Source organism: Pseudomonas sp. NPDC098740, from assembly GCF_044760065.1.
GTDB classification, from domain to species: domain Bacteria; phylum Pseudomonadota; class Gammaproteobacteria; order Pseudomonadales; family Pseudomonadaceae; genus Aquipseudomonas; species Aquipseudomonas rossensis.
Genome location: NZ_JBIWAM010000005.1, coordinates 1 through 25,438, shown reverse-complemented (window position 1 = coordinate 25,438; position 25,438 = coordinate 1). Strand labels below are relative to the sequence as shown.

The 25,438-nt window shown below is 57.9% G+C and carries 28 protein-coding genes; 12 read left to right on the top strand and 16 right to left on the bottom strand.

Annotated elements, in window-relative coordinates:
• Together ACIQU2_RS07730 and argF are read right to left on the bottom strand one after the other, a co-directional pair.
• The gene (locus ACIQU2_RS07730; RefSeq protein ID WP_403139827.1) at positions 1 to 1,110 is read right to left on the bottom strand and encodes an ABC transporter ATP-binding protein; all 1,110 of its coding nucleotides are present in this window, start codon (positions 1,108 to 1,110) and stop codon (positions 1 to 3) included.
• The gene (gene argF / locus ACIQU2_RS07725; RefSeq protein ID WP_347804501.1) at positions 1,107 to 2,027 is read right to left on the bottom strand and encodes an ornithine carbamoyltransferase; all 921 of its coding nucleotides are present in this window, start codon (positions 2,025 to 2,027) and stop codon (positions 1,107 to 1,109) included. Before argF ends, ACIQU2_RS07730 begins: the two co-directional genes overlap by 4 nt.
• A 416-nt stretch (positions 2,028 to 2,443) precedes the next feature.
• Between argF and ACIQU2_RS07720 the strand changes: the two genes are divergently transcribed.
• The 3 genes from ACIQU2_RS07720 (at position 2,444) to grxD (ending at position 5,413) form a co-directional block, all read left to right on the top strand.
• On the top strand, positions 2,444 to 2,734 hold the full coding sequence (locus ACIQU2_RS07720; protein ID WP_347804502.1) for a hypothetical protein: 291 nt from the start codon (positions 2,444 to 2,446) through the stop codon (positions 2,732 to 2,734).
• Between the two features lie 134 nt (positions 2,735 to 2,868).
• Entirely contained in the window at positions 2,869 to 4,974 is a 2,106-nt protein-coding gene (locus ACIQU2_RS07715; RefSeq protein WP_403139825.1) for a molybdopterin oxidoreductase family protein, read from the top strand.
• Between the two features lie 97 nt (positions 4,975 to 5,071).
• Complete coding sequence (gene grxD / locus ACIQU2_RS07710; protein ID WP_007943565.1) at positions 5,072 to 5,413, top strand: Grx4 family monothiol glutaredoxin; 342 nt, start codon at positions 5,072 to 5,074, stop codon at positions 5,411 to 5,413.
• A gap of 189 nt (positions 5,414 to 5,602) precedes the next feature.
• Here grxD and bfr read toward each other — a convergent pair whose 3' ends face one another.
• Both bfr and ACIQU2_RS07700 read right to left on the bottom strand, forming a co-directional pair.
• Positions 5,603 to 6,076 (bottom strand): bacterioferritin, encoded by a 474-nt coding sequence (gene bfr / locus ACIQU2_RS07705; RefSeq protein WP_056742015.1) that lies wholly within the window; start codon positions 6,074 to 6,076, stop codon positions 5,603 to 5,605.
• 198 nt (positions 6,077 to 6,274) lie between these two features.
• Entirely contained in the window at positions 6,275 to 6,493 is a 219-nt protein-coding gene (locus tag ACIQU2_RS07700; protein ID WP_008155585.1) for a bacterioferritin-associated ferredoxin, read from the bottom strand.
• A gap of 301 nt (positions 6,494 to 6,794) precedes the next feature.
• Between ACIQU2_RS07700 and ACIQU2_RS07695 the strand changes: the two genes are divergently transcribed.
• Entirely contained in the window at positions 6,795 to 7,397 is a 603-nt protein-coding gene (locus tag ACIQU2_RS07695) for a peroxiredoxin (RefSeq protein WP_403139822.1), read from the top strand.
• Between the two features lie 68 nt (positions 7,398 to 7,465).
• Here the strand turns inward: ACIQU2_RS07695 and rnt are convergent, their stop codons facing one another.
• Complete coding sequence (gene rnt, locus ACIQU2_RS07690; protein ID WP_046047091.1) at positions 7,466 to 8,143, bottom strand: ribonuclease T; 678 nt, start codon at positions 8,141 to 8,143, stop codon at positions 7,466 to 7,468.
• Entirely contained in the window at positions 8,140 to 9,186 is a 1,047-nt protein-coding gene (gene pyrC, locus ACIQU2_RS07685; RefSeq protein WP_347805612.1) for a dihydroorotase, read from the bottom strand. The genes rnt and pyrC overlap by 4 nt, the downstream gene beginning before the upstream one ends.
• Positions 9,187 to 9,345: 159 nt before the next feature.
• Here pyrC and ACIQU2_RS07680 point away from each other — a divergent pair, with 159 nt between their 5' ends.
• Both ACIQU2_RS07680 and ACIQU2_RS07675 read left to right on the top strand, forming a co-directional pair.
• The gene (locus tag ACIQU2_RS07680) at positions 9,346 to 10,254 is read left to right on the top strand and encodes an OmpA family protein (protein ID WP_403139821.1); all 909 of its coding nucleotides are present in this window, start codon (positions 9,346 to 9,348) and stop codon (positions 10,252 to 10,254) included.
• Between the two features lie 129 nt (positions 10,255 to 10,383).
• Complete coding sequence (locus ACIQU2_RS07675) at positions 10,384 to 11,601, top strand: argininosuccinate synthase (RefSeq protein WP_007898502.1); 1,218 nt, start codon at positions 10,384 to 10,386, stop codon at positions 11,599 to 11,601.
• Positions 11,602 to 11,761: 160 nt separating this feature from the next.
• On the opposite strand, the gene ACIQU2_RS07670 is transcribed toward ACIQU2_RS07675, so the two are convergent.
• A complete protein-coding gene (locus ACIQU2_RS07670) occupies positions 11,762 to 12,394 on the bottom strand; it encodes a hypothetical protein (protein WP_403139819.1) in 633 nt (210 codons plus the stop codon).
• A 580-nt stretch (positions 12,395 to 12,974) separates the two neighbouring features.
• Between ACIQU2_RS07670 and ACIQU2_RS07665 the strand changes: the two genes are divergently transcribed.
• Complete coding sequence (locus tag ACIQU2_RS07665) at positions 12,975 to 13,601, top strand: response regulator transcription factor (RefSeq protein ID WP_008155570.1); 627 nt, start codon at positions 12,975 to 12,977, stop codon at positions 13,599 to 13,601.
• 87 nt (positions 13,602 to 13,688) lie between these two features.
• Here the strand turns inward: ACIQU2_RS07665 and ACIQU2_RS07660 are convergent, their stop codons facing one another.
• From ACIQU2_RS07660 to metG, 8 genes are all read right to left on the bottom strand, one after another.
• Positions 13,689 to 13,868: a PA3496 family putative envelope integrity protein gene (locus tag ACIQU2_RS07660; RefSeq protein WP_007898493.1), complete on the bottom strand. Its 180-nt coding sequence runs from the start codon at positions 13,866 to 13,868 to the stop codon at positions 13,689 to 13,691.
• Positions 13,869 to 13,974: 106 nt separating this feature from the next.
• Positions 13,975 to 14,613, bottom strand: a complete 639-nt coding sequence (gene nth / locus ACIQU2_RS07655; RefSeq protein ID WP_129438022.1) for an endonuclease III — start codon at positions 14,611 to 14,613, stop codon at positions 13,975 to 13,977.
• Positions 14,614 to 14,638: 25 nt separating this feature from the next.
• Positions 14,639 to 15,226, bottom strand: coding sequence for an Rnf-Nqr domain containing protein (locus tag ACIQU2_RS07650; protein WP_403139816.1), 588 nt, complete (start codon positions 15,224 to 15,226; stop codon positions 14,639 to 14,641).
• A complete protein-coding gene (locus ACIQU2_RS07645) occupies positions 15,219 to 15,830 on the bottom strand; it encodes an RnfABCDGE type electron transport complex subunit G (RefSeq protein ID WP_403139814.1) in 612 nt (203 codons plus the stop codon). Before ACIQU2_RS07645 ends, ACIQU2_RS07650 begins: the two co-directional genes overlap by 8 nt.
• Positions 15,827 to 16,819: an RnfABCDGE type electron transport complex subunit D gene (locus ACIQU2_RS07640; RefSeq protein WP_403139813.1), complete on the bottom strand. Its 993-nt coding sequence runs from the start codon at positions 16,817 to 16,819 to the stop codon at positions 15,827 to 15,829. Before ACIQU2_RS07640 ends, ACIQU2_RS07645 begins: the two co-directional genes overlap by 4 nt.
• Positions 16,806 to 17,816, bottom strand: coding sequence for an electron transport complex subunit RsxB (rsxB, locus tag ACIQU2_RS07635; protein WP_403139811.1), 1,011 nt, complete (start codon positions 17,814 to 17,816; stop codon positions 16,806 to 16,808). The genes ACIQU2_RS07640 and rsxB overlap by 14 nt, the downstream gene beginning before the upstream one ends.
• Positions 17,813 to 18,382: an electron transport complex protein RnfA gene (locus tag ACIQU2_RS07630; RefSeq protein ID WP_403139809.1), complete on the bottom strand. Its 570-nt coding sequence runs from the start codon at positions 18,380 to 18,382 to the stop codon at positions 17,813 to 17,815. The genes rsxB and ACIQU2_RS07630 overlap by 4 nt, the downstream gene beginning before the upstream one ends.
• 142 nt (positions 18,383 to 18,524) lie before the next feature.
• Positions 18,525 to 20,576 (bottom strand): methionine--tRNA ligase, encoded by a 2,052-nt coding sequence (gene metG, locus ACIQU2_RS07625; protein ID WP_403139808.1) that lies wholly within the window; start codon positions 20,574 to 20,576, stop codon positions 18,525 to 18,527.
• 331 nt (positions 20,577 to 20,907) lie between these two features.
• On the opposite strand from metG, the gene apbC reads away from it, so the two are divergent.
• The gene (gene apbC, locus ACIQU2_RS07620) at positions 20,908 to 22,002 is read left to right on the top strand and encodes an iron-sulfur cluster carrier protein ApbC (protein WP_046047101.1); all 1,095 of its coding nucleotides are present in this window, start codon (positions 20,908 to 20,910) and stop codon (positions 22,000 to 22,002) included.
• A gap of 127 nt (positions 22,003 to 22,129) precedes the next feature.
• Here apbC and ACIQU2_RS07615 read toward each other — a convergent pair whose 3' ends face one another.
• Positions 22,130 to 22,888 carry an SDR family oxidoreductase gene (locus ACIQU2_RS07615; RefSeq protein ID WP_403139806.1) on the bottom strand — a complete coding sequence of 253 codons (759 nt, stop codon included), beginning with the start codon at positions 22,886 to 22,888 and terminating at the stop codon, positions 22,130 to 22,132.
• A 169-nt stretch (positions 22,889 to 23,057) separates the two neighbouring features.
• On the opposite strand from ACIQU2_RS07615, the gene ACIQU2_RS07610 reads away from it, so the two are divergent.
• The 4 genes from ACIQU2_RS07610 to ACIQU2_RS07595 form a co-directional block, all read left to right on the top strand.
• On the top strand, positions 23,058 to 23,789 hold the full coding sequence (locus ACIQU2_RS07610) for a HugZ family protein (RefSeq protein WP_403139805.1): 732 nt from the start codon (positions 23,058 to 23,060) through the stop codon (positions 23,787 to 23,789).
• Between the two features lie 66 nt (positions 23,790 to 23,855).
• The gene (locus tag ACIQU2_RS07605; RefSeq protein ID WP_403139804.1) at positions 23,856 to 24,335 is read left to right on the top strand and encodes an FxsA family protein; all 480 of its coding nucleotides are present in this window, start codon (positions 23,856 to 23,858) and stop codon (positions 24,333 to 24,335) included.
• 248 nt (positions 24,336 to 24,583) lie between these two features.
• Positions 24,584 to 24,877 (top strand): co-chaperone GroES, encoded by a 294-nt coding sequence (locus ACIQU2_RS07600; RefSeq protein WP_047532658.1) that lies wholly within the window; start codon positions 24,584 to 24,586, stop codon positions 24,875 to 24,877.
• Positions 24,878 to 24,926: 49 nt separating this feature from the next.
• Positions 24,927 to 25,438, top strand: a 512-nt coding sequence (locus tag ACIQU2_RS07595; protein WP_403139803.1) for a TCP-1/cpn60 chaperonin family protein, incomplete at its 3' end; no start/stop codon positions are given.

The window sequence follows — 25,438 nt, the reverse complement described above, 5'->3', positions numbered from 1 at the left end:
TTAGTGGGCGCTGCTGTAGCGGCGCACACCGGATTCGACGGCCAGAATCTGCGCCGCCGTGCTGCCCGATGCCTGAAACAGCACCAGGTGTTCAGCCGCGACACGAATGCCGACCTCTGAACCCACCTGATGATCGGCATGGCTCGGGAAAATAGATTCCAGCTGCGCGCCGGTCGGCAACTGCAAGCGATACAAGGTGGACGCACCCTGGAAAGACTTGCCGACAATTCGCGCCTTCAAAGTGCTGTCCGGTGCATAAACGATATCGTCCGGACGCAGCAATACATCCACCGCACCGCCAACCGGCCAGGTGTAGGCACGATTACCGCGTAACTCACCCAATTCGGTCTGCACCGACTCGGGGCTGCTCAGCTGGCCACGAATGAAATAACCCTGGCCAATGAAGCTGGCGACAAACGGCGTCAGCGGTTCGTGATACAGGTTGTAAGGCGTGTCCCACTGCTCCAGGCGACCTTCCTTGAAAACCCCCACATGATCACTCACCGCGAAGGCCTCTTCTTGGTCGTGGGTCACCAGAATCGCGCTGGTGCCGCGGGCCTTGAGGATATCGCGCACCTCATGGCTGAGCTTGCGTCGCAGCTCGCCATCAAGGTTGGAAAAGGGTTCGTCAAGCAGCAGCAGTTGCGGTTCCGGCGCCAGGGCGCGGGCGAGTGCGACGCGCTGCTGTTGACCACCGGACAGCTCATGCGGGAAGCGCTTGCCGAGGTTTTTCAGATTGACCAGTTCCAGCAACTCTTCGGTGACGCGATCCTTTTGCGGGTGCTTGCGGATCCCGAAGGCGATGTTCTCGGCCACGCTCAAGTGCGGGAAAAGTGCGTAATCCTGGAACACCATGCCGATCCGGCGTTTCTCCGGGGCGAGGGTGAAGCCGGCGCGGGAGATCGTCTCGCCCGCCAACTGGATTTCACCTTCGTGAACCGGTTCGAAACCGGCAATCGCCCGCAGGGTGGTGGTTTTTCCGCAACCCGACGAGCCCAGCAGGCAACCGATGTCGCCGGCATTCAAGTGCAGGTTGAGGTTCTGCACGACCCGCTGGTCTTGATAGCCGCAGGCGAGGTTGCGCAGGTTCAGCAGTAATGGATGGCTCATGCGTGGTGGTACGAAGGCGGGACGAGAAACTCGAGCAGGGCCTTTTGTGCGTGAAGACGGTTTTCGGCTTGATCCCACGCGACGGAGCGCTGGTCATCGAGCAGGTCGACGCTGATTTCCTCGCCACGGTGGGCCGGCAGGCAGTGCATGAACAGCACGTCCGGTGCGGCCAGGTCGAGCAGGGCGCGGTTGACCTGGAACGGAGCGAACAGTTTCAGGCGCTTGGCGGTTTCCTCTTCCTGGCCCATGGAGGTCCAGACGTCGGTGCTGACCAGGTGGGCGCCGCGTACGGCATCCTTCGGATCGCGGACGATGGTGACCCGATCACCGGCCTTGGCCACGAATTCAGGGTTGGGTTCAAAGCCTTCCGGGCAAGCGACGCGCAACTGGAAGTCGAACTGGATCGCCGCTTCTATATAGCTGTTGCACATGTTGTTGCCGTCGCCGATCCAGGCCACGGTTTTGCCCTGGATCGAGCCGCGGTGTTCGAGGAAAGTCTGCATGTCGGCCAGCAACTGGCACGGGTGCAGGTCATCGGACAGGCCGTTGATCACGGGCACGCGGGAGTTGGCGGCGAATTCGGTCAGGGTGCTGTGGGCAAAGGTACGGATCATCACGGCGTCGAGCATGCTCGACATGACGATCGCGCAGTCGCCGATCGGCTCGCCACGGCCCAGTTGGGTGTCGCGCGGCGACAGGAAGATCGCCTGGCCACCGAGCTGGATCATGCCGGCTTCGAACGAAATACGGGTGCGGGTCGAGGACTTCTCGAAAATCATCCCGAGCACGCGGTTTTTCAGAGGCTCGAACAGTACGCCGCGGTTACGCAGGTCTTTGAGCTCAACGCCTCGACGGATCACGCTGACCAGCTCTTCGGGCGTGCAATCCATCAGGGAGAGAAAGTGCCTTGCGCTCATCATTGACTACCTTTTTGCAACAGACCGCAGATACTCAAAGCCTTGTTTAACTGAAAAACGGGCGAGACCTGCGGCGTAAGCCGCACGGGGCGACGAAATAGGGGAAGGCGCGATATTGACATTAAATGTCGCGTTTTTCCAATAGGCTACGGTGTTTAGGGGATTTCAGAGGGGCTACGGGATGACCGCAGTAGCGCTTTTGAAGCCTGTTTCCTGACAGCAGCCCGTCATTTGTACACTGGGGTCGCGGGGCTTTGCAATCAAACGAGGCGGGGAAGGCGTAGCGACGGTCGGTTTCTGGCCTGTCATTCGAAACATTTGTACTCAGGATTGAGGGATGTGTCTGGTCTGAAACATTTGCTAATGCAAAGCGGCGGGTTATAACTAACGCACGAACGACGCAGGAAGCCTTCGGAATGGAATCGAAAGAACGACAGTTAATGGAATTACTCGGCCTCACGGCTCGCTCGCTGACCCACCTCACCGCGTCCATCACCTCGATGTCCTTCGAGTTGATGCGCAGTGAAGACGAAGTGACCAAGGCTGCCGGCCGGCGGATGATCGACCGCATGGCAACCATCAGCACCGGGCTCGACGAGCACTGGCGGCTGATCGGCGAACTCACCGGTGTTCATGTCGCTCAAGAGCAGATCGAAACCATCCAGGAGATCCAGTTGCAGGCGCCGCCGAGGCTGCCGCCGAACTGATCCCCGGCGGTCATCGGCTGGCCTGATGGCCGCCGATTCACAAGACGAACGTCGCTGGCGCAGCAGTGGATCAGGCGCCATAGTTTTGTTCCCGCGGCCGATAATGCCCGCCCAGAACAAGACAGAGACTGGCCATGACCAAGACTCTCCATCACCGTGCGTGCCACCTGTGTGAAGCCATCTGCGGCCTGACCATCGAAACCACCGAGGTCGAAGGCGCGGTACAGATCACCTCGATCAAGGGTGACGCTCAGGATACATTCAGCCGCGGGCACATCTGCCCCAAGGCCGTCGCCCTGCAAGATATTCAGAACGATCCGGATCGTTTGCGTCAGCCGATGCTACGGGTCGGCAGTGAATGGCAACCCATCGAGTGGGAAGACGCCTTCAGCCTTGTAGCTGAACGTCTGGCGGCGATTCAGGAGCGTCACGGACAGAACGCGGTGGCGGTCTATCAAGGCAACCCCAGCGTGCACAACTATGGGCTGATGACCCACAGCAACTACTTTCTCGGCCTGTTGAAAACCCGCAATCGGTTTTCCGCGACCTCAGTCGACCAGTTGCCCCATCACCTGACCAGCCATTTGATGTACGGCCACGGTTTGCTGTTGCCGATCCCGGACATCGATCACACCGATTTCATGCTGATCCTCGGCGGCAATCCGCTGGCCTCCAACGGCAGCATCATGACCGTGCCGGATGTGGAGAAGCGCTTGAAGGCTATTCAGGCCCGCGGCGGCAAAGTGGTGGTGGTCGATCCGCGCCGCAGCGAAACCGCGGCGATTGCCGACCAGCATCTGTTCGTGCGCCCCGGTGGCGATGCGGCGTTGTTGTTCGGACTGCTCAATACCTTGTTCGCTGAAGGTCTGACCCGCGACAGTCATTTGCCGGTGGACGGTCTAAATGAGGTGCGGGAGGCGGTCGCGAATTTCACCGCCGAGGCCATGAGCCCACTATGCGCGGTGCCCGCCGAACAGATCCGCCAACTGGCGCGAGACTTTGCGGCGGCGCCGACAGCGGTCTGTTACGGCCGCATGGGTGTCTCGACCCAGGTGTTCGGCACCTTGTGTCATTGGGTTGTGCAACTGATCAATCTGGTCACCGGTAATCTCGATCGCGTAGGAGGGGCGTTGTGCACCGAACCTGCGGTGGACCTGGTGGCGTCCACCTCAGGTGGGCATTTCAATCTGTGGCAGAGCCGGGTGTCCGGGCGTCCTGAATATGGTGGAGAACTGCCGGTCTCGGCGCTGGCCGAAGAGATGCTTACCGAAGGGGAAGGGCAGGTCCGCGCGCTGATTACCGTGGCGGGTAATCCGGTGCTGTCGACGCCCAATGGCCGACAACTGGAACAGGCGCTGGACGGTTTGGAGTTCATGGTCAGCATCGACCTGTACATCAATGAAACCACGCGTTATGCCGACCTGATTCTGCCGTCCACCTCGGCCCTGGAAAACGATCATTACGACACGACTTTCAATATGTTTGCGGTGCGTAACGTCAGTCGGTTCAATCGCGCGATCCTGGCCAAACCTGAAGGTGCGTTGCATGACTGGGAGATTTTCGTGGGGCTGGCCAAGGCGTTTGCTGCGAAGACTGGCAAGGAGCTGAAATCGACGATCCCGCCAGCGCAGATGATCGACCGTGGCTTACGGGGGGGGTTGTATGGCGATGCTTCGGAACAGAAATTGTCGCTGGCGACCTTGTTCGATCACCCTCATGGTGTCGATCTCGGGGCGCTGAAATCTAACCTGGCGCCACGCCTGAAAACCGCCAACCAGCGCGTCCAGACTGCGCCACCAGCGATCCTTGCCGACCTGGCGCGCTTTGCAGCCTTGCAAGCACCAGCGGCCGATGAGTTGCTGATGATCGGCCGCCGTCATGTGCGCAGTAACAACTCGTGGATGCACAACTATCACCGCTTGGTGAAGGGCAAGCCGCGCCATCAATTGCTGATGCACCCGGATGACCTGGCCAGCCGTGGGCTCAGCGATGGGCAGCGCGTGCGGGTCAGTTCGCGGGTCGGTGAGATCGAAGTTGAAGTGCTCGGCAGTCTGGATATGATGAAAGGCGTGGTCAGCCTTCCGCACGGTTGGGGCCATGCGCGGCCAGGTGTGCAGATGACTATTGCCAGTGGTCAGCCGGGTTCCAGCGCCAATGACTTGACCGACGAGTGTCAGCTCGATGAGTTGTCGGGCAATGCGGCGTTGAACGGTGTGCCAGTGACCGTGGCGGCGGCTTGATCAAGTCTGTCGGGGAGACCGAGCAGGGTGCTCGGGTTTCCGTTACAATGCGCCACCGTGCCGACCACTGAGTCGGAAAGTTCAGCCGAGGTGCTCCATGGATATCATCGAAACGATTAAAGAGCAGATTGCTAACAACACCATTCTGCTTTACATGAAAGGCTCGCCGAATGCCCCGCAGTGCGGCTTCTCTGCGAAAGCCGCGCAGGCCGTGATGGCGTGTGGTGAAAAATTTGCTTACGTGGACATCCTGCAGAACCCGGAAATCCGCGCCAACCTGCCAAAATACGCCAACTGGCCAACCTTCCCGCAACTGTGGGTTGGCGGTGAGCTGGTCGGCGGTAGCGACATCATGACCGAGATGGCTGCAGACGGTTCGCTGCAAACCACCATCAAGGCTGCTGTCGAAGCTGCTGCTGCCAACAAGACCGAAGCCTAAGACGATTGGCTCCCCTGTAGGAGCTGTCGAGTGAAACGAGGCTGCGATCTTTTGATCTCCAGCAACTAAAAAGCCCCGCCCTCGAAAGAGGAGCGGGGCTTTTTATTGCGCTTGATAAGTTATGTCGGTGTCGCCGCTGCTATCGCCAAGATCGCAGCCTCGTTGCACTCGACAGCTCCTACACAGCTCCTACTCTTCGCCCATCTGCGACTGCAGATAGTTCTCAAGACCGACTTTATCGATCAGGCCCAGTTGGGTTTCCAGCCAGTCGATATGTTCTTCTTCGGATTCAAGAATATCTTCAAGCAGTTCACGGCTACCAAAGTCGCCAACGGTTTCGCAATGAGCGATAGCCACTTTGAGATCCGCATGACCGGTGCGTTCGATACGCAGGTCGCATTCAAGCATTTCCTTGGTGTGTTCGCCGATCTGCAGCTTGCCCAGGTCCTGGACGTTCGGCAGGCCTTCAAGGAACAGGATGCGCTTGATCAGCTTGTCCGCGTGCTTCATCTCGTCGATGGATTCGTGGTATTCGTGCTTGCCGAGCTTGTTCAGGCCCCAATCTTCGTACATGCGTGCATGCAGGAAGTATTGATTGATCGCGACCAGCTCATTGGCAAGGATTTTGTTGAGATGCTGGATGACTGTAACGTCGCCTTTCATGATGGGGTCCTGCCCTAAGTAGCTGTCTATAAGGCAGAGTTTGAGCCGCGTAATTAAGAGTGTCAAACCTAAGTTATTGAAACTTAAGTGAAAATTAATCGGAATAAGAATGTTTGTGTTCCGCGTCTAGAGCGTAAGCGATTGATTTTCAGACATAAAAAAACCGGACATCAAGTCCGGTTCTTTGAAATACGTTAATTACGCGGCCGTAAATTCTACAGGGTACGGAATCGCGGCCTGGGCCGATTGCAATTTGGTCAGGGTTTCGCGGACCACTTCCTTGGCAAGGCAGGCACATTTGCCGCATTGGCTGGCTACGCCGGTGGCCTGACGGACTTCCTTATAGCTGCAGCAACCTTCATAGATCGCTTCGCGGATTTGACCGTCGGTGACGCCAGTGCAGAGGCAAACATACATAAGTGAAAACCGTCGCTGGTTGTGACTCAATTGCGATGGATCTTAATGTTAACGAGAATGATTGTCAAAGTGGTTTCTGAAAGCTTTGATCAGGGCTGACGAACGGTTTCCTCTCAGCATCGATCACGAGGAAAACCCGTCGACTGCATTTCCCCTGACAAAAAACCGTTAAGGACAGGTCAAAAACGCAGTGTATGATGGCCGGTCCTTATGAAGCGGGTTCGTGTCACAGGGCTGTCGCCTGAAGGTGGCAGGCTGGCGCAAACCCGGAACTTCACGTTTTTACACCAGGAGATATCCAATGAGCGTACTCGTAGGCAAACAAGTCCCTGACTTCACCGTACCGGCCGTACTCGGCAATGGCGAAATCGTAGACAGCTTCACCCTGTCGTCGGCCATCAAAGGCAAATACGGCCTGGTGTTCTTCTACCCACTGGACTTCACCTTCGTTTGCCCGTCCGAGCTGATCGCTCTGGACAACCGCATGTCTGACTTCAAGGCACGCAACGTTGAAGTGATCGCCGTTTCTATCGACTCGCACTTCACCCACAACGCCTGGCGCAACACCCCGGTCAACAATGGTGGTATCGGCGAAGTTCGCTACACCATGGCTGCCGACCTGAAGCACGAAATCGCCAAGGCTTACGACGTTGAGTCCGAAGGCGGTGTGGCTTTCCGTGGCGCGTTCCTGATCGACGACAAAGGCGTTGTCCGCTCGCAGATCATCAATGACCTGCCGCTGGGCCGTAACATTGAAGAGCTGATCCGTCTGGTCGACGCTTTGCAATTCCACGAAGAGCACGGCGAAGTTTGCCCTGCCAACTGGAAAAAAGGCGACAAAGGCATGACCGCTTCGACCGAAGGCGTCGCGGCTTACCTGACCGAGAACGCTGCTGCGCTGTAAGGCACGTTTGAGGCATAAAAAAACCGGCCGTTTAGGCCGGTTTTTTATGGGCGGGATAAACCCAACGATCAGTCGTTGTAGTCTTCCCAGCCGCCCATTTGTTTCCAGCGATTGACGATGCCGCAGAACAGCTCGGCCGTCTTCTCGGTGTCGTAGCGAGCCGAGTGGGCCTCACGACCGTCGAAGTCGATGTCGGCTGCTGAACAAGCCTTGGCCAGTACGGTTTGGCCGTAAGCCAGACCGGCCAGGGTTGCAGTATCGAAGCTCGAGAACGGATGGAAAGGGTTACGTTTCATGTCCAGGCGCGCGACGGCGGCGTTAAGAAAGCCCAGATCGAAGCTGCTGTTGTGCCCGACCAGAATCGCCCGTTTGCAACCGTTGGCTTTCAGTGCCTTGCGGATGCCGCGGAAGATGTCGGTCAGCGCTGCTTCCTCACTCACTGCCATGCGCAGCGGGTGATCGAGTTTGATCCCGGTGAATTCCAGAGCGGCCGCTTCGATGTTCGCGCCTTCAAAAGGCTCTACGCGAAAGAAGTAGGTGTGGTCGGGGTACACAAACCCTTTTTCGTCCATGCCGATGGTGGTGGCGGCAATTTCCAGCAAGGCGTCAGTGGCAGAGTTGAAACCACCGGTTTCAACGTCGACAACGACTGGCAGGTATCCACGGAAGCGCTCAGCCATCGGGTGGCGTGAACCACCTCCGCCGCCTTGACCGTCCTGTTCGTCGTCGAAATGGTCTTCACTCACGCGTGTTCCTCCAGCAGGCGCCAGCGCAGTTTTTCACCGGCGCGCAGCGGGATTACGGTCAGCTCGCCAAATGGCAGGCTGGTTGGGGCGGTCCACTCTTCGCGGACCAGGGTGATGCGATCGGTGTTCACCGGCAGGCCGTAGAAACGCGGGCCGTTCAGGCTGGCGAAGGCTTCGAGCTTGTCCAGCGCGTTGCGCTGTTCGAAGGCTTCGGCATACATCTCGATCGCTGCATAAGCGGTGTAGCAACCGGCACAGCCGCAAGCGGCTTCTTTGGCGTGCTGGGCATGGGGCGCCGAGTCGGTGCCGAGGAAGAACTTGTCGCTGCCGCTGGTGGCGGCGTCGAGCAGGGCTTCCTGATGGGTGTTGCGCTTGAGGATCGGCAGGCAATAGAAGTGCGGCCGAATCCCGCCCACCAGCATGTGGTTGCGGTTGTACAGCAGGTGATGCGCGGTGATGGTCGCGCCAACATTGGCCGAAGCTTCATTGACGAACTGCACGGCGTCGGCGGTGGTGATGTGTTCGAACACCACTTTGAGGCTCGGGAAGCGCTCGACCACACGACGCAGGTGCTCATCGATAAAGAATTTTTCGCGATCGAACACGTCGACATCGCCACGGGTGACTTCACCATGAACCAGCAAGGGCATCCCGACTTCGGCCATGGCCTCAAGTGCAGGGAAAATCTTGTCGATGCTGGTGACACCGGAGTCCGAGTTGGTGGTCGCGCCGGCCGGGTACAGCTTGGCGGCGTGAATGAAGCCGCTGGCCTTGGCCTCGCGAATTTCTTCGGGCTGGGTGCGGTCGGTCAGGTACAGCACCATCAACGGTTCGAAGCCGCTGCCAGCCGGGCGTGCAGCGAGAATCCGCTGGCGATAGCCGTCGGCTTCGGCGGTGTTACGCACCGGAGGTACCAGGTTGGGCATGATGATGGCGCGACCAAAGGTGCGCGCGACATCCGCGACTGTATTGGGCAACACAGCACCATCGCGAAGATGAATATGCCAGTCGTCGGGACGCAGCAGGGTCAGGCGGTCGGACATGAGGGGATTCCAGGCGGGTCAAACTGAGGGGAATGCTACCGGAAAAGACTCTTCCAGGCACTCGCTATCAAGTTTTGCAGGAAGCTTCCGATATCCAACAGGTATGCCGTAAACATCTGTGTGTCGGTCTTTTTGTTGTAGAAGCCAGTGGAGCCTCCCGTGCGCCAGCGTTATTTAGCCTTGCTCAGCGTGTTTGCCAGCCTTCCTGCGATGGCGCTCACTTTCCAGACCCGTCTGGAGAGCATCGAGTGGACGGTCGAAGGTGACAAGTTCGAATGCCGCCTGACTCAGCCGATCACTGATTTTGGTTCGGGCGAATTCGTGCGTCGCGCTGGCGAGCAAGCGACGTTCCGTCTGAAGGCCTATAACTCGATGATCGGCGGCGGTTCGGCCACCTTGCTGGCGGCGGCTGCACCCTGGCAGCCGGGGCGTGGCGACATCAACCTCGGTTCTGTGCGAATCGGCAGCGGCAATGTGTTGTTCAACAGTTCGCAAGTTCAGGCTGGCCGCTTGATCAGTGGCCTGATGGATGGCCGCAGTCCGGTCGTTCGACATTACTCGGGCGATGGCCGTGTGTCGGAAGTGCGTCTGTTGCCAGTCAAGTTCAGCAAGGCATTCAACGACTATCAGGGCTGCGTGGCGAAGCTGCTGCCGAAGAATTTCGAGCAGGTTAAGCAATCGCAGATCGGCTTCCCCGGCGAAGGCATCGATCTCGACGCGCAGGCCAAGGCGCAATTACAAGTGATGCTGGAGTTCATGAAGGCTGATCCGACGGTCAACCACATCGAGCTCGATGGCCACTCCGATAACAGCGGAAACCGCCTGACCAATCGTGATTTGTCGCGGCGTCGGGCCCTGGCAGTCATGGAGTTCTTCAAGGCCAACGGCATTCAGGAATCGCAGGTCACCGTGCGCTTTCACGGCGAGCGTTATCCGTTGGCGCCCAATACCAATTCCTCCAACCGGGCGAAGAACCGTCGGGTCAATGTGCACCTCGCGCGCGTTGCGCCCACCGAAAAGCCGGCCCCTCAGGCCACTGCATCGGCGAGCGCCGCGTCGACCTCCTGAACCCGCTGTTATCGTCGCTCACTCGACATAATCTGTCGCTTCGTCGTCATAAGCTGTCGCGCCTCTGTAAATTATCCTGCATGAGCGGTAGACTTGACGGCTTTCCGTAGAACCCCGTGGAGTGATGGCATGGCGGACGTAAACAAGGTCGTTCTGGCGTATTCCGGCGGCCTGGACACTTCGGTGATCCTCAAGTGGCTGCAGGATACTTATAACTGTGAAGTCGTGACCTTCACCGCTGACCTGGGTCAGGGCGAAGAGGTCGAACCTGCGCGCGCCAAGGCACAGGCCATGGGCGTGAAAGAGATCTACATTGACGACTTGCGCGAAGAGTTCGTGCGCGATTTCGTTTTCCCTATGTTCCGCGCCAACACCGTTTACGAAGGCGAGTACCTGCTGGGTACTTCCATCGCTCGTCCGTTGATCGCCAAGCGCTTGATCGAAATCGCCAACGAAACCGGCGCTGACGCCATTTCCCACGGCGCCACCGGCAAGGGCAACGACCAGGTTCGTTTCGAGTTGGGCGCCTACGCCTTGAAGCCAGGCGTGAAAGTGATTGCTCCGTGGCGCGAATGGGACCTGCTCTCCCGTGAGAAGCTGATGGATTATGCTGAAAAGCACAACATCCCGATCGAGCGTCACGGCAAGAAAAAATCCCCGTACTCGATGGATGCCAACCTGCTGCACATCTCTTATGAAGGCGGCGTGCTTGAAGACACCTGGACCGAGCACGAAGAAGACATGTGGAAATGGACCGTCTCCCCGGAGAAGGCTCCAGATAAAGCGCAATACCTGGAACTGACCTACCGCAACGGCGACATCGTTGCACTGGACGGCGTCGAAATGACCCCGGCTACCGTGCTGGCGACCCTGAACCGTATCGGTGGCGAACACGGTATCGGCCGTCTCGACATCGTTGAGAACCGTTACGTGGGCATGAAGTCCCGTGGCTGCTACGAAACCCCAGGCGGCACCATCATGCTGCGCGCCCACCGTGCGATCGAATCGATCACCCTGGACCGCGAAGTGGCTCACCTCAAAGACGAGCTGATGCCTAAATACGCCAGCCTGATCTACACCGGTTACTGGTGGAGCCCTGAGCGTCTGATGCTGCAACAGATGATCGACGCGTCCCAGGCCCACGTGAACGGCGTTGTGCGCCTGAAGCTGTACAAGGGCAACGTGATCGTCACCGGTCGCAAGTCCGACGAATCGTTGTTCGATGCCAACATCGCGACCTTCGAAGAAGATGGCGGCGCCTACAACCAGGCCGACGCGGCGGGCTTCATCAAGCTCAACGCGTTGCGCATGCGTATTGCGGCGAACAAAGGCCGGAAGCTTTTCTGAGACCTTTGACCGTAGTGGAACGAGAGTTGTGGCCTTGTCGGTGACAAGGCCACAATTTCTGAATAGGGGGAGTTTTCCTGCCGAACATCGTGTTATCAGCGCTCTTTTTGTATCTGTAATACCTTCCTTCTGTTTCCTCTCTCTGAATGCTCTTCAAGCGTTACCTGCTGCGTGTCAGGTAAAAAGAGTGATCAAGAATCGTCAGGCCGTGTGAATTCAAATTGTAAGCAATGCAAAGCGTTGGTCCGCTGCGATTCTTTGCCTGTTTTGATTGCTTGCTTGCGCTTTCCTTAAGTAGTGCCTCCGAATCGGTACAGGTGAGAAATACGATCACTTGTGCAGGGCTTCCCTGTGGGTGCCGGTTTTTTTCAATCCATGCACCGAATTCCATTTTCTTGTTTAGCCACCGCGCATCGACGATGTGCAGGTTTTTTAGCTGCTCGGCCATGCAAACGTGCTGTAGAGCCGAGAGGCCCGTCTGAATATCGATCCGGGCGGGAGGGGCCTTCAGGTTATCGGGCCGCTGACCGCGATCAGTGTTGTCCATCACTTTTATAAAATGCTTTCCCTTGCCGAAATCGGATGGCGCGTACAGCGACCGGTAGTTGAAGTTGAGTGTGGCGAAGAAAAGAAAAAGCAAATAAAAAGGAAAGCTGATCAGGAACCAGACATAGAGCTCCCGCTCCTTGTTGTCGAGAAAGGGCAGTGAGACGGCGGCTGATGTTTCAGAAATAGCGGCAAATATTGCAATAACTGTCATGGGGTTGATAATTTTTTTCTTTGATTTGATCATGTCTTTTTCTCATGGGGGTATTGTTTTTTCTCTATTGATTAATGTTTTTGGTTTTCAGTTTAATAACTAAGTGGTCGGTGTTTGTATTTGTGCAGTACTCCTTTTGAGTTTTAGATTTCGAAGGTTCGATAGTAACGGTATTGAGTGTGTAGCGGGTACCTCTGTTGTAGAGTTTTAGGTGGTGATGGATTGAGTTTGTTGTTGAAGTGTTGCCTGGTGTGATTTTTTTATTACAACCTTGATGTGCGGTATTTGGGGTATGGGATTTCAAGTGGTAAATATCAGTTACTTTTAAGGGTAGCTCAATAGTCAGTATTCGTTGGATCTCTTGCGACGAACCCTGCTATTTGGTTTTCTGGTTGTAAACAGAAACAAAAAAACGGCGGATAATCAAAATGTTTTCAGGTTGATAAAATTTTTACCCCCACGGTATTTTTGGGAATTTTGTAAGACTATTCTTTAATGTCTGTAGGGAATGTCTCTCGGTGTGGGTGGCCGAGGGGGGCGGCATGCCATGGGTGAAACGACTAGGCTATCGTGCGGGCTCTAAAAATTCGAACAGCGAAAATTGGACTTGCCCATGAATAAAGTGCTGATCGTGGATGATCACCCCGTCATTCGTCTTGCGGTACGTATGCTAATGGAGCGTCACGGCTACGAGGTTATTGCAGAGACAGATAATGGCGTGGATGCGTTGCAACTTGCCCGTGAGCATATGCCGGATATTGTCATCCTGGATATTGGAATACCAAAACTTGATGGGCTGGAAGTCATTGCGCGTCTGACATCGACAGCAATGCCCATGAAAGTACTGATACTAACTTCCCAGGCACCCGGGCATTTCTCTATGCGTTGCATGCAATCGGGTGCTGCAGGGTATGTCTGTAAGCAACAGGATCTCACTGAATTGCTCAGTGCAATAAAGGCAGTATTGTCAGGCTACAGTTACTTTCCGAATCAAGCCTTGCATACCGTACGTTCCAGTTTGGGGAACGCCAGTGAAGCCGATATGGTAGATCGACTGTCGGGACGGGAAATGATGGTCTTGCAACAATTGGCCCGAGGCAAGACCAACAAGGAGATCGCCGACGGAATGTTCCTCAGCAATAAGACCGTCAGTACTTACAAGACTCGTCTGTTGTTGAAGCTCAATGCCCGCTCCCTGGTCGACCTGATCGAATTGGCTCAACGCAATGGTCTGGTGTGACTGCCCCAGCGTTTGACGAAGCGCGATGAGCGGGGGGCATCAGGCGGCACTTAGTAAAAAGCCTCCGTTTCGGGAGGCTTTTAGGTGTCATAGGTCAAAATCGTAATCGGCCAATTGCTTTTGCAGTCGGCGCTCCTCCAACAGATTGTCGATGGTACGGCGTTTGCTCAGGTTGGTCTTCGCCACTTCAACCACCGGTTCAGCATCATCAGCCTCAACAGGGGTGAAGTCGTCTTCTACGTCCAATTGCTCTTTGCCAGTGCTCATAGTGTTACTCCAGGCTAAGACTGCCTTTGGCGCTCCTTATATCGATAATCTCCCGGCGGGTAAAAAAGATTTTTTCAATCGATAAATCGAAAAACCTAATAGTGCCTCAATCGTCCGACGTCTTTTGCTTGTATTCGCACAAGTCTTCGATCCGGCAACTGCCGCAGCGAGGCTTACGGGCCAGGCAAACGTAGCGTCCGTGGAGGATCAGCCAGTGATGGGAATCCAGCAGATATTCCTTCGGCACGAACTTCATCAGTTTTTGCTCAACCTCGACCACATTTTTGCCTGGAGCAATGCCGGTACGATTGCTGACCCGGAAAATATGCGTATCCACGGCCATGGTCAACTGACGGAATGCGGTATTGAGCACTACGTTGGCGGTCTTGCGGCCGACGCCGGGTAACGCTTCCAGTTCTTCACGGGTTTGCGGCACTTCACCTCCATGACGTTCCACCAGCAAGCGACAGGTCTCGATCACGTTTTTCGCTTTGCTGTTGAACAGGCCGATGGTCTTGATGTATTCCGACAAACCTTCGACACCCAGGGCATAAATCGCCGCCGGTGTATTTGCCACCGGGTAGAGCTTGGCGGTGGCCTTGTTGACGCCGACATCGGTCGACTGCGCCGAGAGAATCACGGATATCAGCAATTCGAACGGCGAGGAGTAGGCCAGTTCGGTCTTCGGTTCCGGGTTGTCTTCGTGAAATCGGCGAAAAATTTCCAGACGTTTTGCGGCATTCATGGGCAGTGCGTTTCCTCGAAGGCGGTCAGTGTGGGGGCGTCGAGCGGGTCCAGGCCTGACGTGCGGCGATCAGCAGTCCCAGCAGAATGAATCCGCCAGGGACCAGGGTGGCCAGGTGCAAACCACCGTCGGTAGTCAGCACCCAGCCTTGCCAGTCCCCTTGCGCAGTGCCGGCTAGCCATGGCAGATGGCTGCCTAGTGTCCCGCTGCCGATGAGTTCGCGCAGCAAGCCAAGGCCCGCCATCAACGCGCCGAACAAGCCACACAGGCGCAGGCGAACACGCCAGGCGCTCTGGAAAAAACCGGTGTGTTCCAGCACAACGCATTGCAAGGCAATCAATCCTGCATATAACCCTACATGCTGGTGCCATTGCAGCGACCAGACTTGCGCGGCAAGTTCCGTGCAGCTGGTCAGTGTGGCCGCCAGCAGGACGCTGGCAAGCAAACGTGTCGCCGGGACAAGTCGGGATCGCAAGGCGCCCATGCTCACTCCAAAGGCACTGATCACCACGATGAACATCAGCCACAAGCCCACAGCGGACACTAATGAATCCGTGGCACCGATCAGCGGTGCAAGCATCAGCGAATTCTGCAGCGTCGATGACTTATTCATGAGCGCTGCTCCCGATCAACTGTTGCTGATGTTCGTCGAAATAGCGCAACGCGTCATGGATGGCGTTGATGACCGCTCTCGAAGTAATGGTCGCCCCCGCCATTTGATCGAATTGCCCCTGATCCTTTTTCAAGGCCCAGCCATTGTCGGCAGGTTCGGTTCGGGACTTTCCGGAAAAAGCCTGAAGCCAGGCATTGGGCCAGTCGGCGAGTCGACCGCCCAGCCCCGGAGTTTCGGATTGCTTGAGCGTTTTTACGCCCAGCACCTTGCCGTTTGTGCCGATGGCAATCAGCAATTCAATGGAACCCTCGTAACCCAGGGTTTGGCTGCGCAGCAACACGGCGCTGGTCTGGCCTGTCTTGGTTGCCAGGTAGCCACCTAGCAGCGTGCTGTTGGCCAAGTCGGTGTTTTCGAGGGGGAGCGGCTGTTCCAGCGGCTGATTGTCGTAGCTTTCAGCCGGGAGCAGGTCCAGCAGGTTACGACTGTCGATCAGGCGCTGTTCGGCCGCAATGCGCGGCGCACTGGTGTGCTGCAGGAGGTAAGTCGCACCAATCCCCAGGGCTGCCAGCAACGCCAGGGTCACAACGCTCGACGCTCGGCTCATGGCGCACCCCGTTCCAGTCTGGAGGCGGCAAACCGCTCCAGCGCCGGCACACAGAGGTTCATCAACAGCACGGCAAAGGCGACGCCGTCCGGATAACCTCCCCAGGTACGAATCAAGTACGTCAGCAGCCCGACGCCCGCACCGAACAGCAGTCGCGCGCCGGGGCTTTTCGCGCCGGACACCGGTTCCGTGACGATGAAGAATGCACCCAGCATGCTCGCGCCAGTGAACAGATGAAACAGCGGCGAACCATGTGAGTCGGAGCCCGAGCCGTTCCAGCACAGCAGGCTGATGATGAACAGGCTGGCCAGCATGCCGACCGGCGCATGCCAGCTGAACACCCGTCGTTGCAGCAGAAACGCGCCACCTGCCAGGAAGGCCAGGTTGACCCATTCCATGCCTCGGCCGCCGAAGTGGCCGAACGCCGGGTTAGCGGCAAACAGTTCGTCCATGGTCAGGCTTTTGTTGATCCGCAGGCTGTCCAGCGCCGTGGCCTGGACCCAGGCATCTGGCTTCTGACCGAGGCTGAACCCGAACACCTGCTGCAAGCCGCCGATCAGGTCCAGACCATGGGATGACGGCCAGTGGGTCATCGGTTGGGGAAAGGTCACCAGCACCAGGGCGAAGCCTAGCATTGCCGGGTTGAACGGATTCTTGCCAACGCCGCCATACAGGTGTTTGCCGAACACCATCGCGAACGCCGCGGCACAGACCGTCAGCCACCACGGACAATAAGGCGGCAAGGCCAGAGCCAACAGCGTCGCGCTGATTAGCGCACTGCCGTCGCTCAAAGTCGGCTTGAGCGCAAGCTTGCGCAAGCGCAACACGGTCGCTTCAACGGCCAGTGCGGTAGCACCTGTCAGAATCAGGTTGATCAACACGCCCCAGCCATACAGCCAGAAAAACACCAGCGTTCCCGGCACGGTGGCCAGCAATACCAGCTTCATGGCTTGCTGGAGGCGTTCGTCGACCGATTCAAGGGGCGGCATAGGCATCCACCTGACGCTCGGCTTCATTCACCGCGAGTTCCAGGGCTTCGATCTGCTCAGCAGGGGCTTCGCTGGCATGGGCTTTCTTGAGTTCGGAGCGGCGCATGGCCAACTGGATCTTTGCCCGATTCAGCTGCGCATTTTTCGCCGGAACGACGGGGGGCGCGGCTGGCGGTGCAGTACTTTCCAGTTTCGCCAACGCCTGTTCGGCTGCCTCGAACTGCTGTTGCAGGACGATCAGCTGCGATTGCTGTTCGAAGGTCGGCGGATGCCCGAACGCCTTGAGTGACTTGTTCAGTTGCGCCCGACTCATCGCCAGATCGATCTTGGCTTTTTTCAACGCCGCATCCGCGTTCGCTGCCTTCTGTGCGCGGACTCGCTCAAGAGCGACCTGAACCGGGTCGAGTGTCGCTACCTCACTGTGCTGGACGGCGCGCTGGGCTCGGGCCTGACGTTCGGCGATTTTCTGTTCTTCTTCGCGACGCAGGCGAGCGTTGCGCTGTTCAAATCGGCGTCGCGCGTGATTGCGCTTGGCCGCCCGGGTGCGATGTTCATCAAGGCTGAACGCCAGGCCGCCGACAATCGGCAGCACCGTGTCCAGCGGTAACGGCCGCATTTCGATGCAATCCACCGGGCACGGCGCTACGCACAGGTCGCACCCGGTGCATTCATCGACGATCACCGTGTGCATCAATTTCGCCGCGCCGACAATGGCATCCACCGGGCAGGCCTGGATGCACTTGGTGCAACCAATACACTCCGCTTCACGAATATAGGCGATCTGCGCCGGGGCCGAACCGCGACTGACGTCCAGTTCCAGCACCGGCACTTTCAACAGCTCGGCCAAGGCCGCGATGGTCTCGCTGCCGCCCGGCGGACATTTGTTGATCGGTTCGCCGCTGGCAATGCCTTCGGCGTACGGTTTGCATCCGGGGTGGCCGCACTTGCCGCATTGGGTCTGCGGCAAGAGGGCGTCGATGCGTTGAATCAGACTCATGTTTTGATCAGTCCGCTGAATCCGAGAAAGGCCACTGCAATCAGTCCGGCGCCGATCAGGTCGATGGGCAGGCCGCGAAAGGGCAGGGGGATATCATTTTCGATTGTGCGTTGGCGCAAGTCGCTGAACAGGCTCAGTACCAGCCAGAAACCCAGCCCGGCACCCAGGCTCAGGGCCGTGGCGTGGAAGAAGCCTTTGTCGTCCTGAGCGTTGAGCAACGTCAGGCCGAGTACGCCGGCGTTGCCCAGCAGCAGGGGCCAGAGGCCATCGAACGCAAGCTTTGGAAGTAACCGGGAAAGCACTTTCAGCAGCGGGCCAATCAGCAGAACGCTTAATGGCAGGAAGACGAAAAGGCGCAGCGACGTCAGCTCCAGCGGGACCAGCAACCAACGGTAGGTCGAGTAGCCCAGCGTGCCGACGATCAGCATCAAACACATCGTCGCAAGGCCCAACGCGTGGACTTGCCGATGCTCGTTGCCCAGCAGCGGATCGACGCCCAGCGGCCAGTGCAACACGAGGTTGTTGATCAGGGCAGCGCTGATAAGCGTAAGAACAATTTCGGTCATGATCGTGCCGGCAAGAACGGGGCTTTTTAACGGAGCGGTCTAAAAAGCTTAGGCATTATCCGGCAAGGACGGAGGGTGGGCCAGACATGAAAATCCCACAGTCGCGCCAGGCACGACTGCGGGATCGGTTTACAGCAGAGCCTTACTTGATGCGCTGACCTGGCTTGGCGCCGCTGTCAGGGCTGAGCAGGTAGATTTCTTCGCCGCCAGGGCCGGCCGCCATCACCATGCCTTCGGAGATGCCGAACTTCATTTTCCGTGGCTTGAGGTTGGCGATCATCATGGTCAGACGACCATTGAGCTTGGACGGATCCGGATAAGCGCTCTTGATCCCGGAGAACACGTTGCGTTGCTCATCACCGATGTCCAGGGTCAGGCGCAGCAGTTTGTCGGCACCTTCCACGTGTTCGGCCTTGAGGATCAGGGCGACGCGCAGGTCGACAGCGGCAAAGGCGTCGAACTCGATCTCCGGCGACAGCGGATCCTTGGCCAGTTCACCGTTGCCGGCGGGCGCAGCATCGCCGGTGTCGGTAGCGCTGGCGGTCAGGTCTTCTTTCGAGGCGTCGCTCATGGCTTGCACTTTCACCGGGTCGATACGGGTCATCAACGGTTTGAACTCGTTCAGCTGATGGTTGCTGAGCAAGGTAGCGTGGTCGTTCCAGGTCAGCGGCGCGACATTCAGGAACGCCTCGGCGTCGGCGGCCAGCAGCGGCAGCACCGGTTTGAGGAAGATCACCAGCTGGCGGAACAGGTTGACGCCCAAGGCGCAGATGGCCTGGACTTTGTCTTGCTTGCCTTCCTGTTTGTTCAGCGACCACGGCGCCTTGTCGGCGATCCAGGCGTTGGCGCGGTCGGCCAGGCCCATGATCTCGCGCATGGCACGGGCGAAGTCGCGAGCCTCGTAGGCTTCGGCGATGCTCGGCGCTGCGGCGAGGAACGCTTCGGTCAGTTCCGGCGCGGCATTACCCGCCACCAGTACACCGGCGTTGCCTTTGTGGATGAAACCGGCGCAACGGCTGGCGATGTTGACGACTTTGCCGACCAGGTCGGAGTTGACCTTCTGCACGAAGTCTTCGAGGTTCAGGTCCAGGTCATCGACGCCACGGCTCAGCTTCGCCGCGTAGTAGTAGCGCAGGTATTCCGGCGACAGGTGGTCGAGATAGGTCCGGGCCTTGATGAAGGTGCCGCGGGATTTGGACATTTTCTGACCGTTGACGGTCAGGTAACCGTGTACGTTGATACCGGTCGGTTTACGGAAACCGGCGCCTTCGAGCATGGCTGGCCAGAACAGGGCGTGGAAGTTGACGATGTCCTTGCCGATGAAATGGTACAGCTCGGCGGTGGAATCCTTGCCCCAGAACGCGTCGAAATCAAGTGTAGGCGTGCGGTCGCAGAGGTTCTTGAAGCTGGCCATGTAGCCGATCGGCGCGTCGAGCCAGACGTAGAAGTATTTGCCTGGCTCGTCGGGGATTTCGAAACCGAAGTACGGCGCATCGCGGGAGATGTCCCACTGTTGCAGGCCGGCATCCAGCCATTCGGCGATCTTGTTCGCCACGGCCTCTTGCAGGGTGCCGCTGCGGGTCCAGGCTTGCAGCATTTCCTGGAAGTCCGGCAGCTTGAAGAAGAAGTGCTGGGAATCCTTGAGCACCGGAGTGGCGCCAGAGATCGCCGACTTCGGATCCTTCAGGTCGGTCGGCGCGTAGGTCGCACCGCATTTTTCGCAGTTGTCGCCGTACTGGTCTTCGGTGCCGCATTTCGGGCAGGTGCCCTTGATGAAGCGGTCGGCCAGGAACATTTTCTTTTCCGGGTCGAAGTACTGAGTGATCGAGCGCGTGGCAATGTGCCCGGCGTCGCGCAGCTTCAGGTAGATCTGGCTCGACAGCTCACGGTTTTCTTCGGCGTGAGTGGAGTGGAAGTTGTCGAAGTCCACCAGGAACTCGGCAAAGTCGGCGCTGTGTTCAGCCTGGACGTTGGCGATCAGTTGTTCGGGGGTGATGCCTTCCTTTTCCGCGCGCAGCATGATGGCCGAACCGTGGGCGTCGTCGGCGCAGACATAAATGCATTGATTGCCGCGGTGCTTCTGGAAGCGCACCCACATATCGGTCTGGATGTATTCCAGCATGTGGCCAAGATGGATCGAACCATTGGCATAGGGCAGGGCGCTGGTGACGAGGATCTTGCGTGGCTCGGACATGGGGCTCGGCTACTTGATGAAACGGAGGTCGGCCACTATAAAGCGCCAGCGCATATTTTTCACCCCCAAGGCCAGCCTCCGCGGACCTTTGTAGCAGCTGGCGAAGCCTGCGTTCGGCGGCGAAGCCGTCGCCAATTCTGTCACCCTGATTTGCCTGGCACACCGCGGTGCCTGGGTTTGCGACGGCTGCGCCGCCGAACGCAAGCTTCGCCAGCTGCTACAGGTAGCATTCGACCATGGGTTATTTGTCACATCCTGAAAGCATGCCGTCCGGGCGACAGAACGGTTAGGATACTCGCCTGATTTTCCAGTCTTGCTATCGGAGTTGCCCATGAGCGCCGTCAATCGCGCAGCGGTGGAAGCCGTCCTTCGCCAATACACCGACCCTTACCTGAACCAGGACCCGGTCAGCGCCGGGTGCGTGCGCGGCATCGATATTCAGGGGGATCGCGTCAGCGTCCAGCTGGAACTGGGTTACGCCGCCGGCCTGTTCAAGAGTGGCTGGGCGCAGTTGCTGCAAATGGCCATTGAAGGGCTGGACGGCGTGACCATCGCCCGCGTCGAGATCACCAGTGTCATTGCCGCGCACAAGGCTCAAGCGCAGATCCCGGGGCTGGCCAACGTCAAGAACGTGGTGGCCGTGGCGTCCGGCAAGGGCGGTGTGGGCAAATCGACCACCGCCGCCAACCTGGCCCTGGCCCTGGCCCGCGAAGGCGCCAAGGTCGGGATCCTCGACGCGGATATTTACGGACCGAGCCAAGGCATCATGTTCGGCATCCCTGAAGGCACCCGACCCAAGGTCAAGGATCAGAAGTGGTTTATTCCGATCGAGTCCCACGGTGTCGAAGTCATGTCCATGGCGTTCCTGACCGATGACAACACGCCGATGGTCTGGCGCGGGCCGATGGTTTCCGGCGCCTTGTTGCAACTCGTCACTCAGACCGCCTGGGGCGACCTGGATTACCTGGTCATCGACATGCCACCAGGCACCGGTGACATCCAGCTGACCCTGGCGCAGAAAGTCCCGGTGGCCGGTGCGGTGATCGTCACGACCCCGCAGGACCTGGCATTGCTGGACGCGCGCAAGGGCGTGGAGATGTTCCGCAAGGTCAACATCCCGGTGCTGGGCGTGGTGGAAAACATGGCCGTGCACATCTGCTCCAACTGCGGGCATGCCGAGCATCTGTTCGGTGAGGGCGGTGGTGTGAAGCTGGCCAACCAGTACGGCGTCGAGCTGCTGGCTTCGTTGCCGCTGGCGATGGCCATCCGCGAACAGGCCGACGGCGGCAAGCCAACGGTGATCGCCGAGCCTGACAGCCCGATTGCGATGGTTTACCAGGAACTGGCCCGCCATGTCGGCGCGCGGATCGTGTTGCAGGAAGCGGCGACACCGGCCATGCCGAACATCACGATCAGCGACGATTAATGAACTGAAATACGCTTCTCTGTGGGAGCGAGCTTGCTCGCGATGACGGATTAACATTCAACAGATTTGTTGACTGGACTACCGCTATCGCGAGCAAGCTCGCTCCCACATTTGTTTTGCAGTGGCTTTAGATGCGCAACCCGCCATCCAACTCCATAATCCGACCGGTGAAATAGTCGTTCTCGAAAATGTACGCCGCTGAATGGGCGATCTCTTCAGGCTTGCCCATGCGCTTGAGTGGAATCGCGGACGTTATCTTCTCCAGCGCCTCAGGCTTCATGCTCAGCGTCATTTCGGTTTCGATAAAGCCCGGTGCAATGCCTGCCACACGAATACCGTAGCGTGCCAATTCCTTCGCCCAGGTCACGGTCGCCGCGGCGACACCGGCCTTGGCGGCGGAGTAGTTGGTCTGGCCGACGTTGCCAGCGCGGGAGATCGACGAGATATTAATGATCGTGCCGCTGTTGTTCAGCTCGATCATTTTGGCCGCGACTTCACGGGTGCACAGGAATACGCCGGTCAGATTGACGTCGATGACCGTCTGCCACTGGGCCAGGCTCATCTTGGTCATCTCGCCGTCCTTGACCTTGATAAGCAAGCCATCGCGCAGGATCCCGGCGTTGTTGATCAAGCCATGGATCGCGCCGAAGTCCTCGGCAACCTGGGCGACCATGTGGGTCACTTGCTCTTCATTGGCGACATTGCACAGATAAGCGCGAGCATCGACGCCTTTAGCCTTGCAAGCGGCGACGGTGTCGTCGAGCTTTTCCTGGTTCAGGTCCACTAGCGCCAGCTTCGCGCCTTTATCGGCGAAATACTCGGCCATGGAACGGCCTAAACCCTGGCAACCGCCCGTGATAATGATTACTTTGTCAGTGAGTTGCATTCGCATGCCCCAATAGCAGGTCAGAGGAGTGGTTTCCTTTTAGAGAGTAGCCTCTCGATCTGCACCTGATGCGGCCTGGCTGCACATGAGAACTGCCCCGATGGCGTACTGGAACTTATCCCCAGGCGCCTGTCCGTTTTTTTGACGGATTCTAATAAGGAGTCATAAATTGAGCGTTGAAGCGGCCAAGAATGCCCGAGAATTGCTTCTCAAGGAATACCGTGGAGTGCTCTCGACACACTCCAAGGCGATGCCCGGTTTCCCGTTTGGCTCCGTGGTTCCGTACTGTCTGGACGAACAGGGTTGGCCGCTGATCCTTATCAGCCGTATCGCCCAGCACACCCACAACCTGCAGAAAGATCCAAAATGCTCACTGTTTGTGGGCGAGCGCGGGGCCGAAGATGTGCAAGCCGTTGGTCGCCTGACCTACCTCGCCGAAGCAGAAAAGCTCGAGGACGAGTCAGCCATCGAAGCGGCGGCTGAGCGTTACTACCGCTATTTCCCGGATTCACAGAGCTACCACAAGGCCCACGATTTCGATTTCTGGGTGCTCAAGCCGGTACGTCACCGTTACATCGGCGGCTTCGGTGCGATTCACTGGGTCGATCAACTGACCCTGACCAACCCATTTGCCGGTAAGGCCGAAGCGAGCATGGTCGAGCACATGAATGCCGATCACGCGAAAGCCATCGCCCACTACGTCGAACTGGCAGGCCTGCCGAAAACCGAGCCGGCGCAACTGGCGGGTATCGATACCGAAGGCATGCACCTGCGCATTGGCCAGGGGCTCTATTGGTTGCCGTTTCAAACGCCGTGTAATACGCCGACACAAGTACGCGAAGCCTTGGTTTTCCTGGCTCACGCCGAACATTGGCCGAAAAATGAAGTGGCCGACGCTTGAATTCACGAATCGGCGACGTCATCTAGGGAAGACTGGCAAGGCATTCTTGCGTTGAGGAACCATTTGATGCGCCCTTTTTTATTGCTCTTTGTACTGTTCCCGGTGTTGGAGCTGTTCGTATTCGTCAAGGTAAGCGGGGCGATCGGGTTTTTCCCGGCCCTGCTGCTGGTCATTCTCGGCTCGATGCTCGGCGTGTTCGTGCTGCGTATCGCTGGTCTGGCAACCGCATTGCGTGCTCGGGAAAGCCTGAACCGCGGCGAGTTGCCGGCCCAGACCATGCTCGAAGGTTTGATGCTGGCACTGGCGGGTGGTCTGTTGATCCTGCCGGGCTTCGTCACTGACGTGCTGGGTCTGATCATGTTGCTGCCGATCTCTCGTCGACTGTTGGCCAATAAAATGCGCCAGCGTGCCGAAGAGGCGGCAATCCGTCAGCGTGCGTTCGCCGACGACCTTCAGCCAGGTGGCGGCGGCCCTGCGACCCGCGAGCCGCTGGGCCGTGAGCCCAACGTGATCGAAGGCGAATTCGAACACCGCGATACCAAGTAATCCGCTACACCGGCACGGCACCTTCGGGTGCCGTGTTCGTTTGTGGGGCAGCAACCTGAAAAAATTTGCGTCCTCGCCCTTGTAATAAGCTTATGCGCCCTTATGTAACGGTCACCGCAAGGTTTCTGGCGATTACGCCAGACAGACTTCCGCGGTTCGCTCGACGAACCGCACCCGGCACCGCCGGATTTGTTAAACCCGCCGGGAATACACCGGCCGATGAAAACCACAATTAGGAGAGATCGACAATGAAGCTTCGTCCTCTGCATGACCGCGTCGTCATCCGTCGCAGCGAAGAAGAAAAGAAAACCGCTGGCGGTATCGTCCTGCCAGGTTCGGCTGCTGAAAAAGCCAACAGCGGCGAGATCCTCGCTGTCGGTACCGGCCGCGTGCTGGACAACGGTGAAGTGCGTGCACTGGCCGTTAAAGTGGGTGACAAGGTTGTGTTCGGCCCGTACTCCGGCAGCAACACCGTGAAAGTCGACGGCGAAGACCTGTTGGTAATGAGCGAGAACGAAATCCTCGCTGTTATCGAAGGCTGATTCCCCGCTCATTTTCCCGCTACTACAAAGTATTTAAGGAATATCGATCATGGCTGCTAAAGAAGTTAAATTCGGCGATTCCGCCCGCAAGAAAATGCTCGCCGGTGTCAACGTCCTGGCTGACGCATTAAAAGCGACCCTGGGCCCTAAAGGCCGTAACGTGATCATCGAGAAGAGCTTCGGCGCTCCGACCATCACCAAGGACGGCGTGTCCGTTGCCAAAGAAATCGAGCTGAAAGATCGCTTCGAAAACATGGGCGCGCAGCTGGTCAAAGACGTTGCCTCCCGTGCCAACGATGACGCAGGCGACGGCACCACCACCGCTACCGTTCTGGCTCAATCGATCGTCAACGAAGGCCTGAAAGCCGTCGCTGCCGGCATGAACCCGATGGACCTGAAGCGCGGTATCGACAAAGCGACCATCGCAATCGTCAAAGAGCTGAAAGCCCTGTCCAAGCCTTGCGCTGACACCAAGGCCATCGCTCAGGTCGGCACCATCTCGGCCAACTCCGACAACTCCATCGGCGACATCATTGCCGAAGCCATGGAAAAAGTCGGTAA

Coding starts and splice junctions, on each gene's coding strand:
- ACIQU2_RS07730 (WP_403139827.1), bottom strand. CDS start 1,110: ATGAGCCATCCATTACTGCTGAACCTGCGCAACCTCGCCTGCGGCTAT.
- argF (WP_347804501.1), bottom strand. CDS start 2,027: ATGAGCGCAAGGCACTTTCTCTCCCTGATGGATTGCACGCCCGAAGAG.
- ACIQU2_RS07720 (WP_347804502.1), top strand. CDS start 2,444: ATGGAATCGAAAGAACGACAGTTAATGGAATTACTCGGCCTCACGGCT.
- ACIQU2_RS07715 (WP_403139825.1), top strand. CDS start 2,869: ATGACCAAGACTCTCCATCACCGTGCGTGCCACCTGTGTGAAGCCATC.
- grxD (WP_007943565.1), top strand. CDS start 5,072: ATGGATATCATCGAAACGATTAAAGAGCAGATTGCTAACAACACCATT.
- bfr (WP_056742015.1), bottom strand. CDS start 6,076: ATGAAAGGCGACGTTACAGTCATCCAGCATCTCAACAAAATCCTTGCC.
- ACIQU2_RS07700 (WP_008155585.1), bottom strand. CDS start 6,493: ATGTATGTTTGCCTCTGCACTGGCGTCACCGACGGTCAAATCCGCGAA.
- ACIQU2_RS07695 (WP_403139822.1), top strand. CDS start 6,795: ATGAGCGTACTCGTAGGCAAACAAGTCCCTGACTTCACCGTACCGGCC.
- pyrC (WP_347805612.1), bottom strand. CDS start 9,186: ATGTCCGACCGCCTGACCCTGCTGCGTCCCGACGACTGGCATATTCAT.
- ACIQU2_RS07675 (WP_007898502.1), top strand. CDS start 10,384: ATGGCGGACGTAAACAAGGTCGTTCTGGCGTATTCCGGCGGCCTGGAC.
- ACIQU2_RS07670 (WP_403139819.1), bottom strand. CDS start 12,394: ATGATCAAATCAAAGAAAAAAATTATCAACCCCATGACAGTTATTGCA.
- ACIQU2_RS07665 (WP_008155570.1), top strand. CDS start 12,975: ATGAATAAAGTGCTGATCGTGGATGATCACCCCGTCATTCGTCTTGCG.
- ACIQU2_RS07660 (WP_007898493.1), bottom strand. CDS start 13,868: ATGAGCACTGGCAAAGAGCAATTGGACGTAGAAGACGACTTCACCCCT.
- nth (WP_129438022.1), bottom strand. CDS start 14,613: ATGAATGCCGCAAAACGTCTGGAAATTTTTCGCCGATTTCACGAAGAC.
- ACIQU2_RS07650 (WP_403139816.1), bottom strand. CDS start 15,226: ATGAATAAGTCATCGACGCTGCAGAATTCGCTGATGCTTGCACCGCTG.
- ACIQU2_RS07645 (WP_403139814.1), bottom strand. CDS start 15,830: ATGAGCCGAGCGTCGAGCGTTGTGACCCTGGCGTTGCTGGCAGCCCTG.
- ACIQU2_RS07640 (WP_403139813.1), bottom strand. CDS start 16,819: ATGCCGCCCCTTGAATCGGTCGACGAACGCCTCCAGCAAGCCATGAAG.
- rsxB (WP_403139811.1), bottom strand. CDS start 17,816: ATGAGTCTGATTCAACGCATCGACGCCCTCTTGCCGCAGACCCAATGC.
- ACIQU2_RS07630 (WP_403139809.1), bottom strand. CDS start 18,382: ATGACCGAAATTGTTCTTACGCTTATCAGCGCTGCCCTGATCAACAAC.
- metG (WP_403139808.1), bottom strand. CDS start 20,576: ATGTCCGAGCCACGCAAGATCCTCGTCACCAGCGCCCTGCCCTATGCC.
- apbC (WP_046047101.1), top strand. CDS start 20,908: ATGAGCGCCGTCAATCGCGCAGCGGTGGAAGCCGTCCTTCGCCAATAC.
- ACIQU2_RS07615 (WP_403139806.1), bottom strand. CDS start 22,888: ATGCAACTCACTGACAAAGTAATCATTATCACGGGCGGTTGCCAGGGT.
- ACIQU2_RS07605 (WP_403139804.1), top strand. CDS start 23,856: ATGCGCCCTTTTTTATTGCTCTTTGTACTGTTCCCGGTGTTGGAGCTG.
- ACIQU2_RS07600 (WP_047532658.1), top strand. CDS start 24,584: ATGAAGCTTCGTCCTCTGCATGACCGCGTCGTCATCCGTCGCAGCGAA.